General features: G+C 70.3%; 14 protein-coding genes and 2 rRNA genes. 7 read left to right on the forward strand and 9 right to left on the reverse strand.

Annotation, left to right across the window (positions count from 1 at the left end):
* The first annotated feature begins 197 nt into the window (after positions 1-197).
* Both ACZ601_RS09935 and ACZ601_RS09940 read left to right on the forward strand, forming a co-directional pair.
* Positions 198-785, forward strand: coding sequence for a GNAT family N-acetyltransferase (locus ACZ601_RS09935; protein ID WP_469535202.1), 588 nt, complete (start codon positions 198-200; stop codon positions 783-785).
* 52 nt (positions 786-837) lie between these two features.
* Entirely contained in the window at positions 838-2,013 is a 1,176-nt protein-coding gene (locus ACZ601_RS09940; RefSeq protein ID WP_469535205.1) for a winged helix-turn-helix domain-containing protein, read from the forward strand.
* 33 nt (positions 2,014-2,046) lie between these two features.
* Here ACZ601_RS09940 and ACZ601_RS09945 read toward each other — a convergent pair whose 3' ends face one another.
* The 7 genes from ACZ601_RS09945 to mtnA all read right to left on the reverse strand — a co-directional run bounded on the left by ACZ601_RS09945 (position 2,047) and on the right by mtnA (position 10,565).
* The gene (locus ACZ601_RS09945) at positions 2,047-2,802 is read right to left on the reverse strand and encodes a response regulator (RefSeq protein ID WP_469535207.1); all 756 of its coding nucleotides are present in this window, start codon (positions 2,800-2,802) and stop codon (positions 2,047-2,049) included.
* Positions 2,803-2,988: 186 nt separating this feature from the next.
* Complete coding sequence (gene hpf, locus ACZ601_RS09950; RefSeq protein WP_440576029.1) at positions 2,989-3,678, reverse strand: ribosome hibernation-promoting factor, HPF/YfiA family; 690 nt, start codon at positions 3,676-3,678, stop codon at positions 2,989-2,991.
* Positions 3,679-4,001: 323 nt separating this feature from the next.
* Complete coding sequence (locus ACZ601_RS09955) at positions 4,002-4,730, reverse strand: ComF family protein (RefSeq protein WP_469535211.1); 729 nt, start codon at positions 4,728-4,730, stop codon at positions 4,002-4,004.
* Between the two features lie 105 nt (positions 4,731-4,835).
* Positions 4,836-6,701, reverse strand: a complete 1,866-nt coding sequence (locus ACZ601_RS09960) for an LpqB family beta-propeller domain-containing protein (protein WP_469535214.1) — start codon at positions 6,699-6,701, stop codon at positions 4,836-4,838.
* Positions 6,691-8,724 (reverse strand): MtrAB system histidine kinase MtrB, encoded by a 2,034-nt coding sequence (mtrB, locus tag ACZ601_RS09965; protein WP_469535217.1) that lies wholly within the window; start codon positions 8,722-8,724, stop codon positions 6,691-6,693. The genes ACZ601_RS09960 and mtrB overlap by 11 nt, the downstream gene beginning before the upstream one ends.
* Before the next feature lies 1 nt (position 8,725).
* On the reverse strand, positions 8,726-9,415 hold the full coding sequence (gene mtrA / locus ACZ601_RS09970) for a two-component system response regulator MtrA (RefSeq protein WP_187740742.1): 690 nt from the start codon (positions 9,413-9,415) through the stop codon (positions 8,726-8,728).
* Between the two features lie 4 nt (positions 9,416-9,419).
* Entirely contained in the window at positions 9,420-10,565 is a 1,146-nt protein-coding gene (mtnA, locus tag ACZ601_RS09975) for an S-methyl-5-thioribose-1-phosphate isomerase (protein WP_469535220.1), read from the reverse strand.
* A 140-nt stretch (positions 10,566-10,705) separates the two neighbouring features.
* Here mtnA and ACZ601_RS09980 point away from each other — a divergent pair, with 140 nt between their 5' ends.
* From ACZ601_RS09980 to ACZ601_RS10000, 5 genes are read left to right on the forward strand one after another with little or no spacing between them, the layout of a single operon-like run.
* On the forward strand, positions 10,706-11,905 hold the full coding sequence (locus ACZ601_RS09980; RefSeq protein ID WP_469535223.1) for a DUF7847 domain-containing protein: 1,200 nt from the start codon (positions 10,706-10,708) through the stop codon (positions 11,903-11,905).
* A 4-nt stretch (positions 11,906-11,909) separates the two neighbouring features.
* Positions 11,910-12,599 (forward strand): DUF4129 domain-containing protein, encoded by a 690-nt coding sequence (locus tag ACZ601_RS09985; RefSeq protein ID WP_469535226.1) that lies wholly within the window; start codon positions 11,910-11,912, stop codon positions 12,597-12,599.
* A complete protein-coding gene (locus ACZ601_RS09990) occupies positions 12,596-13,822 on the forward strand; it encodes a DUF4350 domain-containing protein (protein WP_469535229.1) in 1,227 nt (408 codons plus the stop codon). Before ACZ601_RS09985 ends, ACZ601_RS09990 begins: the two co-directional genes overlap by 4 nt.
* Complete coding sequence (locus ACZ601_RS09995) at positions 13,819-14,820, forward strand: AAA family ATPase (protein ID WP_469535232.1); 1,002 nt, start codon at positions 13,819-13,821, stop codon at positions 14,818-14,820. The genes ACZ601_RS09990 and ACZ601_RS09995 overlap by 4 nt, the downstream gene beginning before the upstream one ends.
* Before the next feature lie 11 nt (positions 14,821-14,831).
* Positions 14,832-16,142, forward strand: coding sequence for a DUF58 domain-containing protein (locus tag ACZ601_RS10000; protein WP_469535234.1), 1,311 nt, complete (start codon positions 14,832-14,834; stop codon positions 16,140-16,142).
* Between the two features lie 164 nt (positions 16,143-16,306).
* Here the strand turns inward: ACZ601_RS10000 and rrf are convergent.
* Both rrf and ACZ601_RS10010 read right to left on the reverse strand, forming a co-directional pair.
* Positions 16,307-16,423: ribosomal RNA gene (gene rrf / locus ACZ601_RS10005) — 5S ribosomal RNA — on the reverse strand.
* A 79-nt stretch (positions 16,424-16,502) separates the two neighbouring features.
* Positions 16,503-16,575, reverse strand: a 23S ribosomal RNA gene (locus ACZ601_RS10010); the annotation flags it as partial.

Here is a 16,575-nt window from a genome sequence, read left to right on the forward strand (position 1 = left end):
TATGGACTCTGGCGCGGGCACGGCAGGTGGGCCCCACCGCAACGGCCATCGTAAGCGAGGACCCCGCCGCGCCGGGAGGGCTGCCACCGCCTTGAGCTCGCAGTGCCCTCCCGGATCAACGGACGAAGGGCTCCGAAGGTGCCGGGAAGGGCGAAAAGTGCTCGCCCTCCGCCCCGGCCGGTCAGCAGAATCCGTACATGGAACCGATCACCCTCACCACCGACCGTCTGCTGCTGCGCCCCTTCACCCCGGACGACGCGGCCGAGGTGTACGCCGCCTGTCAGGACCCTGACATTCAACGCTGGACGGTCGTCCCCTCGCCGTACAGCCGCACCGACGCGGAGCTCTTCACCGGCCAGTTCTCGCCCACCGGCTGGCAAAACGACTCCATGTACAACTTCGCCGTCGTACTGCGTGACGGCGGGGCGCTGACCGGTGCGCTCGGCATCAACCGCGGCAGCCAGCCGGGCACCTACGAGGTGGGTTTCTGGGCCGCCGGGGAGCATCGCGGCCGCGGCTACATGACGGAAGCGGTCCGCCGCGCCGCCCACTGGACCTTCACCTCGCTCGGCGGGGACCGGCTGGAGTGGCGGGCCGAGACGGGCAACGTCCCCTCACGGGCCGTGGCGCTGCGGGCCGGCTTCCTCATGGAGGGCGATCAGCGCTCCGGGCTGCTCAACAAGGGGGTGCGACGCGATACGTGGACCGGCGCGCTGCTCCCGTCCGACCTCGGGCTGCCGGGGACCTGCGCCTACCTTCCGGCGAGCGCCCCCGCCCGCCCGTGAGTACCGCGAGGGCCGGACCGGAGTGTCAGTGCCGCCCTCTAGGGTTCGAGGCATGACGCCCGTGCAGCCTCCCGCAGTCGAACTCTCCGCCGATCAGGCCCGCAGGATCGCCCTGCGCGCCCAGGGCTTCCTGGGCGCCCCGGACCGCCGGGCCGGGGTGCCGGGCGTGCTGCGGCATCTCGGCGCCGTCCAGCTCGACACGATCTCGGTGCTCGCGCGGTCGCACGAGCTGATCCCGTACGCGCGCCTCGGCGCGGTCGGCCGGCGCCCGGTCGAGGAGGCGTACTGGTCGGGCGGCCGCGCCTTCGAGTACTGGTCGCACGCGGCGTGCGTCCTGCCGGTCGAGGAGTGGCCGCACTTCGCCTTCCGCCGCCGCGCCTACCGCGCCCGCCCGCAGTGGCACCACGACCTGCCGGACGGCGCGTACGACACGGTCATCAAGCAGCTGCGCGCCGAGGGACCGCTGACGGCCACGGAGCTGGGCGGTGCGAACAACGGCGGGGAGTGGTGGGACTGGTCCGCCTCGAAGGTCGCCGTCGAGCGGGCCCTGATGTACGGCGAGGTGGTGTGCACGGAGCGGCGCGGCTGGAAGCGGGTCTACGACCTCGCGGAGCGCGCCCTGCCCGCCTCCGTGCTCCACGACGATCTGGACGACGCGGAGTGCGTGCGCCGGCTGGTGGCGCTCGCCGGGCAGTCGCTGGGCGTGGGCACCCGCGCGGACATCGCCGACTACCACCGGCTCAAGGCGGAGCAGTTCGACGCGGTGGTCGCGGACTCCGGACTGGTGCCGGTGGCGGTGCGGGGCTGGACGAAGCCGGCCTGGGCCGATCCGGCGGCGCTGGCCTCCGAGCCGCGCGGCCGGCACCGTACGACGCTGCTGTCGCCGTTCGACTCGCTGGTCTGGGAGCGAGCGCGCACCGAGCGGATCTTCGCCTTCACCCACCGGCTGGAGGCCTACGTCCCCAAGCCCAAGCGGGTCCACGGCTACTTCGCGATGCCCCTGCTGGCGGGCGGCAGGCTCCAGGGCCGGGTCGACCCGGCGCGCGAGGGGACGACGCTGGTCGCCCGGCAGGTGTCCCTGGCGGGACCGAAGGCCGTGCCGCCGATGGCGGAGGCGCTGGTCGAGGCGGCCTCCTGGGTCGACTGCACGGATGTCCGGCTGGAGCGGGTCGACGCACCGGAGCTGCGCGGACCGCTCACCCGGGAAATCGCTCGCCTTCTGGCATAGCTCCAGGCATTCCCAGGCCTTTACCCGGCCCGGTCACCTGATCTCAAGGATTTTCTCTCGCATGGCGTAGACCACGGCCTCCATCCGGGAGTGCAGCTGGAGCTTCTCCAGAATGTTGCGGACGTGGTTCTTCACGGTGTTCTCGGAAATGAAGAGTTCCTTCGCGATATCGCGATTGTTCATGCCCGTGGCGACCAGTTTGAGGACTTCGAGCTCACGCTCGGTGAGCCGGGGCGCCGGTACCAGCCGGCGTTCGTCGGTCCGCTGGATCATCGACTTGAACTCGGTGAGCAGTTTCGACGCCATGGACGGGCTGATCTGGGACTGCCCGTCCGCCACCGCACGGATCGCCGTGGCGACCTCGTCCGTGGAGATCTCCTTGAGGAGGTAGCCGGTGGCGCCCGCCTTGATGGCGTCGTAGAGGTCGGCCTCCTCGTCGCTGATCGTCAGCATGATGATCTTCGCGCTGGGGGCCACCTCCTTGATGGCGGTGCAGGCCTCGATGCCGCCGCGTTTGGGCATCCGTACATCCATCAGCACGATGTCGGGCAGCAGATCGGCCGCCTTGTCCACGGCTTCCGCCCCGTCCCCGGCCTCACCGACGACCTGGATGTCCTCCTCCTGCGCGAGGACGATCTCCAGCCCTCTGCGGAAGAGGGCGTGGTCGTCGACCACGAGAACCCGGATCGGTTCCTTGCCGGAACCGCCGTCATCGTCCGTTCCGGTGCGGACACCGGAAACAGCGTCGGCATCATTCGCATCGCGCACGGGCCCGAAGGTGTCCGCCATCGTTCCTCCCCCTGAAGGCCACGGCCTGAAGTTCACAGACTCTCCGCCAACGGCAGTTCACACAGCACAGATTGGCTTGGGCCGCCATGATTTCATGCCTGGACGTCAGAGCGGTGATCCAGTGGTCGCACGCCGGTGCCCCTGGGGGCGCACAAGGCGCTCCAGGGGCACCACGGAGTGGTGCTGTCAGCCGCCGAGCGCCCCACCCGCGCCGCCCGCCTCGTCGGCGGCCAGCGGGTCGGTCCTCAGGTGGATGACGCCGTAGTCGTACGCGTGCCGCCGGTAGACGACACTCGGTTCCTTCGTGTCGGAATCGACGAACAGATAGAAGTCGTGTCCGACCAACTCCATCTCGTAGAGCGCCTGGTCGAGCGACATGGGTGCCGCGACATGCGTCTTCTCGCGCATCACCAGCGGTCCTTCGCCCTGCACCTCAAGCGAGCCGATCCTGGTGGTGTGCGGGGACTTCGCTTCCTCGTCGACGACCAGTTCGCCGTCACTGTCGAACGAAGCCGCTTCCGGCACCACTTCGCCGACCTCGGCAGCCGGCGTGCGGCCCGAGCCGCGACGGCTGTAGCGCTTGTCGTGCTGCTTGCGCAGCCTGGCCTCCAGCTTGCCGGTGGCCAGATCCAGCGCTGCGTACGGGTCGCCTGCGGCCGCTTCCGCCCTGATGACCGGTCCACGCGAGTGGAGCGTGATCTCCACCCGGTCGGAACGGTCGGCCTGACGGGGATTCGGCTCCTTGGACACCTCCACGTCGAGGCTGATCACCTTGCCGTCGAACTTCTGGATCTTGTCCAGCTTCAGCTTCTCGGCCACGTGCTTGCGGAACCGCTCGGGCACCTCGGTCTTGCGGCCCTTGACGACGATGTCCACGCAGAACTCCGTTCCCGGATCGCTCCGCTCGATGGCGGAGCATCTCCCTTTTGCACCAGGCCCCGGTGGTGACCGGAGCCGCGGACTCGGTGGGTTTCCACCTCCTCCTCCCCCGGCGGTGAGGTCTGCACCCCACCGAATTTCCGGATTCTGACCTGCTGGTGGGTCACCTGCCCGAAACCTGGTGGTGCATTCGTCGAGGTCTGGCATTCACCATTCCTCACAACCGAACATAGCCTGCTCGGCCGTCTGTCGGCACCCGCTACTCGCACGTACCTCCGTTCAGGTCTCTTTACCCACTCACTACCTGCAACGATGCAAGTTCAGTTCCAGTTCCGGTTTATTTCGAAGACGGACGGAGATACTGCGACAACGGCCGCCCGGCGCACCCCGGAACCCGTGCGTTCCGGCCCCGCCGCCCGGTCGATCGCGCGTGCCGCCTCGGCCAGTGAGGCACCCGTGGTGAGCAGGTCGTCGACCAGCACCACCCGCCCGGTGTCCAGCAGCCGCGCGCCTCCGGCCACCACCCGCAGCGCCCCCGCCAGGTTCACCCGGCGGTCCACGGCGCCGAGCCCCGACTGGTCGGCCACCCGACGCCGCTGCCGCAGCACCGCCGCCACCCCGGCCGGGGTGCCCGCGCGCCGCAGTTCCGCCGCGGCCGCCAGCGCGATCCGGCGCGTCGGATCATGTCCGCGCGCCGCCACGGCCCGGCGCGACGAGGGGACCGGCACGAGCAGCAGCGGTCCGGGATGCGGCAGCGGGCCCGCCCCGGCCCGCACCGCGCCCGCCAGCGCCTTGCCGAGCGTCCCCGCCAGGCCGAGCACACCCCGCTCCTTGTGGGCCAGGAGCAGCGCACGTACCGCGTTCTCGTAGCAGGCGGCGGCGTGCACAGCGGGCAGACCGGCCGGCTCGGGATCGGGGCGCACCCGGCGCGGCGGTTTGCCGTGGAGCTGGGCGGCGCACTCCTCGCACAGCTCGGTCCGCGGTCTGCCGCAGCCCCCACAGGCCACCGGCAGGACCAGTCCGGTGATCTCCCGCCACCACCCGCGCATGACTCCACTGTGCCCCCGCCGGGGCCGTCGGACCACCCCTGTGGAAAACCTCCCGGGCCCGGCGAACGCGCCTTCGCGCGGCGGGACTCGCGCGCGTTGCCGGCGTCAGCCCGGGTAGACCAGCGCCGAGCCCTCCTTGAGGACCGTCTGCCAGTTGTCCCCGGGCAGCAGCTTCACTATTCCGTCGCCCTGGGTGTCCGCCATCAGCGGCAGCTGCTCGTCGTCCGCCGCGGCGATCGCCCGTACCTGGTTCACCCCGGGGAGCACACCGGAGGACGGTGTCGAGCCGTCCGCCTGCACATAGCGGACCTGCTGCACGCCGCCCTGCTCCTTGCCGACCACCACGAGGCGGCTGCCGCCCGACCACGACATCGCGGTCACATCCGCCAGCTGCGGGGCCGCCTGCCGCAGATCCACCACGGAGACCTGCTGCTTGTCCTGCGGTCCGCGGCGCTCGATCCGGCCGATCTTGAGCGTCGTGTGGCCGTCACTCGTCAGCAGCAGCGCGATGCGCACTCCGTCCGAGGACAGCCGCAGCCCCTTGATCCGGCTGCCGTTCAGACTGGGCACCGTGACCTCCTGCGGCTTGCCCGCGCCACCGGCCAGCCGCAGCAGCCGGGGATTGTCCGGGTTCCGGTCGGCGACCCAGAGGTCGCCCCTGCCGTCCCAGCTGGGGGCCGTCAGGCGGTCGCCCGCGCCACTGGCCCCGCTCGTCACGGCCGGGGCCGGCAGCTGGCCGTCCTCGGTGATGGAAGCCACGTAGAGCGCGTCGCGATGCTGTGAGAGCGCCGCCGCCAGCTGCTCGTCCCGGGCCACGCCGACCTCGCTCACCCGCGCCGGACCCGCACCGAACGGTCCGGGCACCGGCTCCGGTTCCCCGCTGCCCCGGGTGCTCCCCGGAATGCGCTGCACATGCCCCTTGGCATCGACGAAGTACTGGCTGTCGGGCCCGCCGGAGGAACCGTCGGGGGCGTACTCCTCCGCCTGGTCGGACCCGAGCACGCACAACGTGGAACCGTCCGAGCGCTGGAGCTCCACCTGCTCGACCCGGGCCGAGGTCAGGTCCCGGAGGGTGAAGAGCACCTGCGACGCCATCATCCGGCAGGAGCGCTGGCCTGCCCCGTCCGCCTTCTTGTCGAGCGGGACCTTCAGCACGTTGCGGTCGTCGGGCGTCAGCGAGACGACGTCCTTCCGCAGCTTCGTCCCGGCGGGGAAGCGCGATCCGACCACCGGCCGCAGCCAGTCGGTCGGGCCACCCAGGAGGCTGCGGACCGCCTGCGTGACGGTGTCCATCCCGGTGGTGGGGTCCGTCCGGTTACGGATGTAGACCGGGTCGGCGACGAGCGTGGACTCCGCCTCGGACAGCCCGGTGGCGAAGTAGAACTTGTTGACGGAACGGTAGAGCCGCTTGAAGTCCGACTGCCCGAGCACCAGGCCGTCCGGCACCGTGTCGATGCGCCACTCCTTGCCGTCCGGCCCGTTCCGCCGCACCAGATGGAGGGTGCCGGAGTAGTCCGCCGGGGCCAGCGGCTGGTACGCGTTCTGCTCGTCGACCGTCGCCACCTTCTCGCCGGACAAGGTGTAGCTGACCTCGGTGGTGGAGCGGTCGCTCTCGTGGACCGGGCGGTCGCTCCGGTTCGGCGCCTTGGCCAGCACGGTGGTGAGCGCACTCGGCTTCCAGGACTTCGACGCCTCCGGCGTGAGGTATTTCCGCGTCGTCCGGAAATCGGAGTCGTCGCTGGTCATCGACTCCAGGAAACCGTCGACCACCTCGTTCGGGGTGGCACCGTCACGCGGCGCGACCGCGTACACCTGCACCTGGGAGTCGCCGGGCTGGGAGGCGTCCACAGCCTTGACGTCCCCGGTGACGGGCATCGAGCCGCATGCGGTGAGCAGCAGTGCGCCGCATCCCAGCAGCACGGTCAGCTCCGCCGCGCGTCCGCGGCCGCCCTGATGACGGTCAGTGCCCACGAGTCGTGTCCTCCCGCCCGGGATCCTGTCCCGGGGAGTCGTTGGCGCCGGTGCGCTCCCCGGCGGGGCGCGGCACCACCCGTGCGCCGTTGCCCGGCAGCGCGGCCGGGTGCACCGAGACCGGTGCGGTCCGGGCGGTCGCGGGGGCGCGGGCGGGCCCCGGCAGCGGTGAGCGGTCCGTACCAGACGCCGTCTGGGAGGGCACCGCCATCAGCCGGTGCTCGCTGCCCGTGGCCTGTGCGGGGGCCGCCGCGGCCCGCTCCCGGCTCTCCCGGTTGCGCCGCGAGTCCTCGGGCTCCAGCGGTATCGGCGAACCACGCAACGGCTCGTCCGCCGTGCGCGGCAGGGTCAGCCGGAACTGCGAGCCGCCGCCGGGTTCGCCCCAGGCCTGCAGCCAGCCGCCGTGCAGCCGGGCGTCCTCGACGGCGATCGACAGCCCCAGTCCGGTACCGCCGGTCGTCCGTGCGCGGGCCGGGTCGGCCCGCCAGAAACGGTTGAACACCCGAGTCGCCTCGCCGGGCTTCAGTCCCACCCCGTAGTCGCGGACGGCCACGGCGACCGCTCCGCCGGCCACCCCCATCCGCACCACGACATCGCGGCCCTCCCCGTGCTCGACGGCGTTGACGACCAGGTTGCGCAGGACCCGCTCGACGCGTCGCGCGTCGGCCTCCGCTATCACCGGCTGCTCGTCACCGACCACCCGGATCCGGGTGCCCTTGCGCTCGGCCAGCGGCTCGGCACCGCCGATCACCCGCCGCACGACCTGCCGCAGGTCTATCGGCTCGGCCTCCAGCGCCGCGGCCCCCGCGTCGAACCGGCTGATCTCCAGCAGATCGGAGAGCAGCGACTCGAAACGGTCGAGCTGATCACCGAGCAGCTCCGCGGAGCGAGCCGTGACGGGGTCGAAGTCGACGCGTGCCTCATGGATGACATCGGCGGCCATCCGTACCGTCGTCAGGGGGGTGCGGAGCTCGTGCGACACGTCAGAGACGAACCGCCGCTGCATCCGCGAGAGCTCCTCCAGCTGCTGGATCTTCAGCTGAAGGTTCTGCGCCATCTTGTTGAAGGCCTCGCCGAGCCGGGCGATGTCGTCCTCGCCGGTGACCTTCATCCGTTCCTGGAGCCGGCCGGCCGAGAGCCGTTCAGCGATGCCGGCCGCCATCCGTACGGGGGTGACGACCTGGCGCACCACGAACCAGGCGATGGCCCCGAGCAGCACGACCACGAACAGACCTGCGGTGGCCAGCGTGCCCTTGACCAGGGTCAGCGACTTCTCCTCCTGCGTGAGCGGGAAGAGGTAGTAGAGCTGGTAGGGGTTGCGGTCGATGTCGTACAGCCGTTTTCCGACGACGAGACCGGGCTGCGACTCCTGCCCGTTCGCGTAACGGATCAGGGAGTACGTCTGGAACGCTCCGGGGCCCTTGTTCACGGACTCACGGAGACTCTGCGGGATACTCGCGGCCTCGACGCCGCCCGAGCCGCGGGGCGCGCGGGAGCCCTCGTCGGCGCTGAGCGCGACGACGTTGAAGGCGTTCTTCCCGCCACTGGCGAGCTGGTCGACCAGCTCGGTCCGCCAGGAGTTGTTGGCCGTGGTGCCGTCCGCGGCGTCACCGCCCTGCCCGGGAGTGGGGGTGAGCGGTGCGTTCGCCTTCTCCTGGGCGGCCGCGAACCCGCCCGCGGCCTGGGTCTGGGCCGCCTTGCCCTTCGCGTCCAGCAGGCCGTTGCGCACCTGCCCGATCACGACCAGGCCCAGCAGCAGCACCACACCGAGCGACATGAGCAGCGTGCCCGCGACGACCCGCAGCTGAAGGTTGCGCCGCCACAGCCGCACGGCCGGCAGCAGCGGACGCCGCACCCAGCGCATCAGCAGTCGGGGCACCGGCCCGCCGGGCGCCCGGTTCTGGAACAACCGGCCGCCCTGCAGGAAGAGCCCGACGTGAGACGGCGTGTGCCCTGAACCGGCAGCCCGCTCCGCACGGACTCCCGGCTCCCCGGGCTTCGGAGCAGCGCTACCCAGGGACATGTCAGCTCGGTCCGGCCTTGTAACCGACGCCTCGGACGGTCACCACGATCTCCGGCCGCTCCGGGTCCTTCTCGACCTTGGAACGCAGACGCTGAACGTGCACGTTCACCAGCCGGGTGTCGGCGGCATGGCGATATCCCCACACCTGCTCAAGCAGTACCTCACGGGTGAAGACCTGCCACGGCTTACGGGCGAGCGCGACCAGCAGATCGAACTCCAGCGGGGTCAGGGCGATGGACTGCCCGTCCCGCTTCACCGAGTGCCCGGCCACGTCTATGACCAGATCACCAATGGTGAGCTGCTCCGGTGCCGGCTCCTCTGACCTCCGCAAACGTGCCCTGATCCGGGCAACCAACTCCTTAGGTTTGAACGGTTTGACGATGTAGTCGTCGGCCCCGGATTCCAGGCCCACCACCACGTCAACCGTGTCGCTCTTGGCAGTGAGCATGACGATCGGCACACCCGACTCGGCCCTGATCAGCCTGCAGACCTCGATGCCGTCCCTACCGGGCAGCATGAGATCCAGGAGAACCAGGTCCGGCTTCGCCTCACGAAATGCAGCAAGTGCCTTGTCGCCGTCCGCTACGAACGACGGCTCGAATCCCTCACCACGCAGCACAATGCCGAGCATCTCGGCCAGTGCGGTGTCGTCATCGACGACAAGGACGCGTCCCTTCATAATCGACATCATCCCATTAGCTAATCGTTATCTGCGATGACCTGGCACACAGCTCTGCCAGCCCGACCCCTGTGACCGGGGAGATTACGCCCTCCTCCGTGACGATCGCCGTGACCAGCTCCGGCGGTGTGATGTCGAAGGCGGGGTTGTACGCCGGGGATCCCTGCGGTGCCACGACGACACCGCCCGTTTCCCGGCCGGCCGCCCCGGACCGAGAGAATGTGACCTCCGTCACCTCTCGTCCCGGTCGCTGCTCCACGGTGATCGACGCCCCGTCCGCGGTGTCCAGATCCACGGTCGTGGTCGGGGCCACCACGATGAACGGTACGTGGTGATACTGCGCGAGCACTGCCAGCGGATAGCTCCCCACCTTGTTGGCGACTGATCCGTCCGCGGCGATGCGGTCCGCCCCGATGAGTACGGCGTCCACCTCCCCCGCCGCGAACAGCGATCCTGCGGCGTTGTCCGTGAGCACGCTGTACGCCATGCCGTTGCGAGCCGCCTCGTACGCGGTCAGCCTCGCCCCCTGGAGCAGCGGACGGGTCTCGTCGACCCACAGCCGCCTCAGCCGGCCGGCCCGGTGCGCCCCGAGCGCCACCGCGAAGGCGGTCCCCTCGCCTCCCGAGACGAGCGCCCCGGTATTGCAGTGGGTCAGCAGCTGATGACCGCCGTCGGGCAGCAGCTCGTCCAGGAGGGCGAGCCCGAACCGCGCCATACGGCCACTGGCCTCGGCGTCCTCCCGGTGCAGGGCCCTGGCCGCCGCCAGCGCCTCGGCCGCCGCCTGCTCCGGGCCTGCCCCCTTCTCGACCGCCGCCCGGTACACCCCGGCGGCCCGCCGGACCCCGTAGCCGAGGTTCACCGCGGTGGGCCGCGCCCGCTCCAGGAGTTCCGCGGCAGCGTCCACGTCCTGCCCCCGTACCGCGGCGAGAGCCACGCCGTAGGCCCCCGCGATGCCCAGCAGCGGCGCTCCCCGTACCGCCAGGGCCCGGATCGCCTCGACCAGTGCGGGCACATCGGCGCACACCAGCTCGGCTTCCTCCGCGGGCAGCCTCGTCTGGTCGAGGAGCACCACCGCAGGACCTTCCGGGGGCTCGTCCCAGCGAAGTACGGAGAGGGCCGAGGGGGCGATGCCCACCGGCGGTTGCGCGTCCTGATCAGCCATCCGCCCAGTCTGCCCGGTGACCCGCCCGGAAATGAAGGTACGAAGGAGATGGAGCACCCGGACCGGACCGGTACGACGCGTGGCACGATGGCTGCCAACCTGCCGCCCCGATGAGCGGGCAGGACCGTTAAGGAGCGCGAATGAACGACACTCCGGGCTGGGCCTCGCCCGGATCTGCCCCCTCCGACGGCCAGGAGGCGGGGATCCCCCGGCCCTCCGAACCTGTCGACAGCAGCGAACCTGCGGGAAACTGGTCTTCCACGCAGCCGCCCGCAGGGCAGTGGTCCCCACCGAGCAGTCCCGGCACCGGCCCCGGCGCACCGCCTCCCGCTCCCGGCTGGGGCGGCAGGCCCCAGGGCCCCGGCTGGGGCAGGCCGCACGCGGCCCGGCCCGGCGTCATCCCGCTCCGGCCACTCGGTGTCGGCGAGATCCTGGACGGGGCCGTATCCACCATGCGCGCCCACTGGCGCACGGTCCTCGGCCTCACACTCGCCATCTCCGTGATCGCGCAGACCGCGATCATCCTCGTACAGCGTTACCTGCTGCCCGAGCCCCCGTCGATCGACGCGAACGCCACGGGCTCGGAGGCCCTGCGACAGGCAGCCGACTCGCTCCGGGCCAGCCTGCTGGATCTTGGCCCGTCCCTGCTCATCACCATGCTCGCCACTCTCTTCACCACAGCGGTGCTGACCGTCGTGATCAGCCGCTCGGTGCTCGGCCGCCCCGTCACCCTCTCCGACGCGTGGGCCGAGGCCCGGCCCCGGCTGCTCCCGCTGCTGGGCCTGACGCTCCTGCTCGCTGTCATGACCGCGGCCATCATGACCGTCGGGATCCTCCCCGGCTTCCTGCTCGGGGACACGGCAGGTGTCGGGCTCGCCTTCCTCGGACTTCTCGCCGCATGCGTCGTGCTGGCCTGGCTGATGGTCCGCTTCTCCCTCGCCTCGCCCGCGCTGATGCTGGAACGGCAGTCGATCACCGCCTCGATGCGACGCTCCGCCAAACTGGTCCGGGGCGCCTGGTGGCGGACCTTCGGCATCCTGGTACTCACCTGGCTGCTGACTCTCATCGTGGCCGTGGTGATCGGAATCCCGTTCGGCTTCATCGCGATGGTGCTGGACGGTGGCGGGATGAGCGCCTTCCTCACCGATGACGCCAATAGTTTCGGCTGGTCGTTCCTGATCGTCTCCGGAATCGGTGACGTGGTCGTCGCGACGATCACCTACCCGCTCACCGCGGGAGTCACGGCGCTGCTCTACGTGGACCAGCGCATCCGGCGCGAAGCACTCGACCTCGAACTCGCCAGGGCAGCCGGTCTGCCGGGCTACGACAACAGGAGTTGACGCCGTGTCGGGGGCGGGCGGCACGGCGGCCGCACAGCTGCTGATCCGCGCCGGCGGCGGCATACCCGTGGACACCCCACGGGTGCCCGCCCGCGAGGCGGCACGGCACGAACTGTCCAAACCGATGTACCACGAGAACGACCCGAACTTCCTCCAGCGTGCTCTCGACCACCTGTGGAATTGGGTCGGTGATCTCCTCTCGTCCGCCTCGGACGCCGCCTTGGGCGGTCCGGCGGGGCTGGTCGTACTGGTACTGATCGTTCTCGCCCTGGCCGCCGCGCTCCGGTGGCGGCTGGGGACCCCGCGGCGCGGTCCCGGAACGGCGGACGGCCTCTTCGAAAGCGGTCCCCGCAGTGCTGCGGAACACCGCACCGCCGCCGAGACCCACGCTGCCGCCGGCCGCTGGAACCAGGCGGTCCAGGAGCGGATGCGCGCCATCGTCCGCTCTCTCGAAGAACGCGCCCTCCTGGACCCGCGCCCCGGCCGCACGGCCGACGAAGCCGCCGCGGAGGCCGGACGGCCGCTCCCCGCACACGCCGCGCGACTGCACGCGGCCGCCCGGCAGTTCGACGACGTCACGTACGGCGGCCGCACCGCCGACCTGCAGGCGTACCGGACCCTGCTCGCCCTGGATCTGGAGCTCGAATCCACCAAGCCCCAGCTGACCGGCACGCTCCCGGGAGCCGCCGGATGACCGTGGCCACCGCCGCTTCCTCCTCGGTCTCCCCGACCGCTCGTCAGGTCTGGATCCGCACACGAGGGCTGCTGCTCGCCGTCCTCGTGCTCGTCGCCGCCGGAATCGCGCTGGCCGCCACCCACTCCGGCGACCGGCACGGACGTCTCGACCCCCGCTCCGCCGACCGCTACGGCAGCCGGGCCGTCGCCGAACTCCTCAAGGACCGCGGCGTCTCCGTCCGGGTCGTCACCACACTCAAGGACGCCACGTCGGCGGCGGGACCCGACACCACGCTGCTCGTCACCGCACCCAACCTGCTGACGCCCGACCAGCAGCACACCCTCCACACGGCAACCACCGCCACCGCCGGCCGGACCGTACTCCTCGCCGCAGGACCTCCCTCCGTGCGCGCATTGGTCCCCGGTGTCCGCGCGGAGTCCGCCGCACCGGTGACCACACGGGCCCCCCAGTGCTCCCTGGAAGCGGCCCGGCTGGCCGGCACCGCCGAGACGGGTGGAGTGCGCTACTCCAGCGACAGCCTCGACGCCCTCGCCTGCTACCCGGCCGACGGCCTTCCCTCCCTGCTGCTCCTGCGCCACCCGGCAGCGGGCGACACCGTCCTTCTCGGCTCCCCCGACATCCTGTACAACGATCGTCTGGACAAGCAGGGCAATGCCTCGCTGGCCCTGCAACTCCTCGGCTCCCAACCGCATCTGGTCTGGTACCTCCCCTCGCTCGATGACCCCTCCGCCTCAGGCGGCGGCGAACACGATGACGGCGGCACGGGGAGCAAGAGCGCGGGCGGCGAGAACAGCTTCATCGGCCTGATCCCCTCGGGCTGGCTGTGGGGCGCCCTGCAACTCGCACTCGCCGCCACACTTGCCGCCGTCTGGCGGTCACGTCGCCTGGGCCCCGTGATCGCTGAGCGGCTGCCCGTGGCCATCCGCGCCTCCGAGTCCACCGAGGGCCGCGCCCGCCTCCACCGCAAGACCAACGCCCGTGACCGTGCCGCCGCCGCACTGCGTCACGTCTCCCGCACCCGCATCGCCCCTCTTGTCGGCGTCTCCCCGCAGGACGCCCACTCCCCCGCCACCCTTCTGCCCGCCGTCTCCGCCCGCCTCAGCACGGCCGACGACGGCCTTCGAGAACTGATCTTCGGCTCGGCTCCTTCCGACGATGCCGCGCTCGTCCTTCTGGCAGACCAACTCGACTCCCTCGAAAGGGAGGTTCGTACCTCATGACCGCCCCGCCCCCCGTTTCCGCCGGAACAGCCGGCACCAACCGGAGCGACGAGACCGCCCGCGCCTCCCTGGAAGCCCTGCGCTCCGAGATCGCCAAGGCCGTGGTCGGGCAGGACCCGGCGGTCACCGGCCTTGTCGTCGCGCTGCTCTGCCGAGGTCACGTCCTGCTCGAAGGCGTGCCGGGCGTGGCCAAGACCCTCTTGGTCCGTGCCCTCGCGGCATCGCTCGAACTCGAAACAAAACGCGTCCAGTTCACCCCCGACCTGATGCCCAGCGATGTCACCGGGTCGCTCGTCTACGACGCCCGCACTGCCGAGTTCTCCTTCCAGCAGGGGCCGGTCTTCACCAACCTCCTGCTCGCCGACGAGATCAACCGGACACCGCCCAAGACCCAGTCCTCCCTCCTGGAGGCGATGGAGGAGCGCCAGGTCACCGTTGACGGAACCCCCCGGCTCCTCCCCGATCCCTTCCTCGTCGCGGCCACCCAGAACCCGGTGGAGTACGAGGGCACATACCCGCTCCCAGAAGCACAGTTGGACCGCTTCCTCCTCAAGCTGACGGTGCCTCTGCCATCCCGCGAGGACGAGATCGACGTTCTGACCCGCCACGCCGACGGCTTCAACCCCCGAGATCTCAAAGCAGCGGGCATACGCCCGGTCGCGGGACCGGCCGATCTGGAAGCCGCTCGCGCCGCTGTCGCCAGGACCAGCGTCTCTGCCGAGATCACCGGCTACGTCGTAGATATCTGTCGTGCCACGCGTGATTCCCCCTCGCTCTCCCTCGGGGTCTCACCCCGAGGTACCACTGCTCTGCTCTCCACCGCACGGGCCTGGGCCTGGCTCACGGGCCGCGACTACGTGATTCCGGACGACGTGAAAGCCCTGGCCCTCCCCACTCTCCGCCACCGCGTCCAGCTCCGGCCCGAGGCGGAAATGGAAGGTGTCACCCCCGACTCCGTCATCACCACGGTCCTCGCCCAAGTCCCCGTACCCCGATGAGGCGGTGAGTCGTGGCCCTCACCGGACGCACCGCGCTGCTCGCCGCCCTGGGGTCACTCCCCGTAGGCATCCTGGCCCCGAGCTGGACGGGCATGCTCGCGGTCAACGCCCCGCTGTCTCTAGCAATTCTGTGCGACTATGCCCTGGCTGCGCCAGTGCGTTCGCTTCAGTTCACCCGATCCGGTGATACAGCCGTTCGACTTGGTGACAGCGCAGAAGTGCAACTCACCGTAGTCAATCCTTCCCGTCGGCGCCTGCGGGCACACCTCCGTGATGCCTGGCCTCCGAGCAGTTGGCAAGCCGGCACGGAGCAGTCGGCGTCCCGCCACAGACTGACGGTCCCGCCGGGCGAACGCCGCCGCATCACCACGTTCCTGCGTCCCACCCGCCGCGGCGACCGGCGAGCCGAGCAGATCACCGTCCGTTCGTACGGCCCGCTGGGTCTCGCGGCGCGCCAGGGCAACCATCAACTGCCGTGGACCGTACGAGTCCTGCCGCCGTTCACCAGTCGCAAGCACCTGCCGTCCCGTCTCGCCAGACTGCGAGAACTCGACGGCCGCACCAGCGTCCTGACCCGTGGCGAGGGTACGGAGTTCGACAGTCTTCGCGCCTATGTACCCGGCGATGACACCCGCTCGATCGACTGGCGGGCCACCGCCCGCCAGTCTGCCGTCGCTGTACGGACGTGGCGCCCCGAGCGCGACCGTCACATCCTCATCGTCCTCGATACGGGCCGGACATCGGCTGGGCGGGTCGGTGATGTCCCTCGTCTCGACGCTGCGATGGACGCGTCACTGCTCCTGACCGCTCTCGCCACCCGAGCGGGCGACCGGGTCGATCTACTCGCCTACGACCGCCGTGTGCGCGCCCGCGTTCAGCGCCGGGCAGCCGGGGAAGTCCTCTCGGCCATGGTGGATGCCATGGCACCGCTCGAACCGGAGCTGGTGGAAACGGATGCGCGCGGCCTCAGCGCCATGGCTCTGGCGAACGCCCCTCGCCGTTCTCTGATCGTGCTTCTGACCAGTCTCGACTCGACCCCCGTCGAGGAGGGTCTGCTTCCCGTCCTGTCCCGCCTGACACAGCGGCACACCGTACTGCTGGCGGCTGTCAGCGATCCGCACATCGAGGAGATGGCCGGCGCGAGAGGAACGGTGGACGCGGTCTACGAAGCGGCTGCCGCCGCCCAGGCCACGGCCCGACGTCGCAGAACGGCGGATCAGCTCCAACGGCACGGAGTCGTTGTCGTCGACGCCACTCCCGACGCCCTCGCGCCGGCTCTTGCCGACGCCTACCTGGCTCTCAAAGCAGCAGGTCGTCTGTAGCCGCGGGCTACAGGATGCAACGGATCGGATCCGAGCCCGGTATTTCAGAAAGTCGCAGAGGTGCCGGGCTGGATCCGATCAGGAATCAGGAATCAAGCCCATTCTGGTCGGGAACGCAGAAAAGCCCCGTGCCACAAGGGCACGGGGCTTAACTATTAAAAGGAGTTCGGCGGCGTCCTACTCTCCCACAGGGTCCCCCCTGCAGTACCATCGGCGCTGAAAGGCTTAGCTTCCGGGTTCGGAATGTAACCGGGCGTTTCCCTAACGCAATGACCACCGAAACACTATGAAATTAACCAACACCGGAACAAAACACGGCCGTTCGTTATTTCAGAACTAACACAGTGGACGCGAGCAACTGAGGACAAGCCCTCGGCCTATTAGTACCAGTCAGCTCCACCCGTTACCGGGCTTCCACATCTGGCCTATCAAC

Source organism: Streptomyces sp. NPDC104307 (assembly GCF_055584045.1).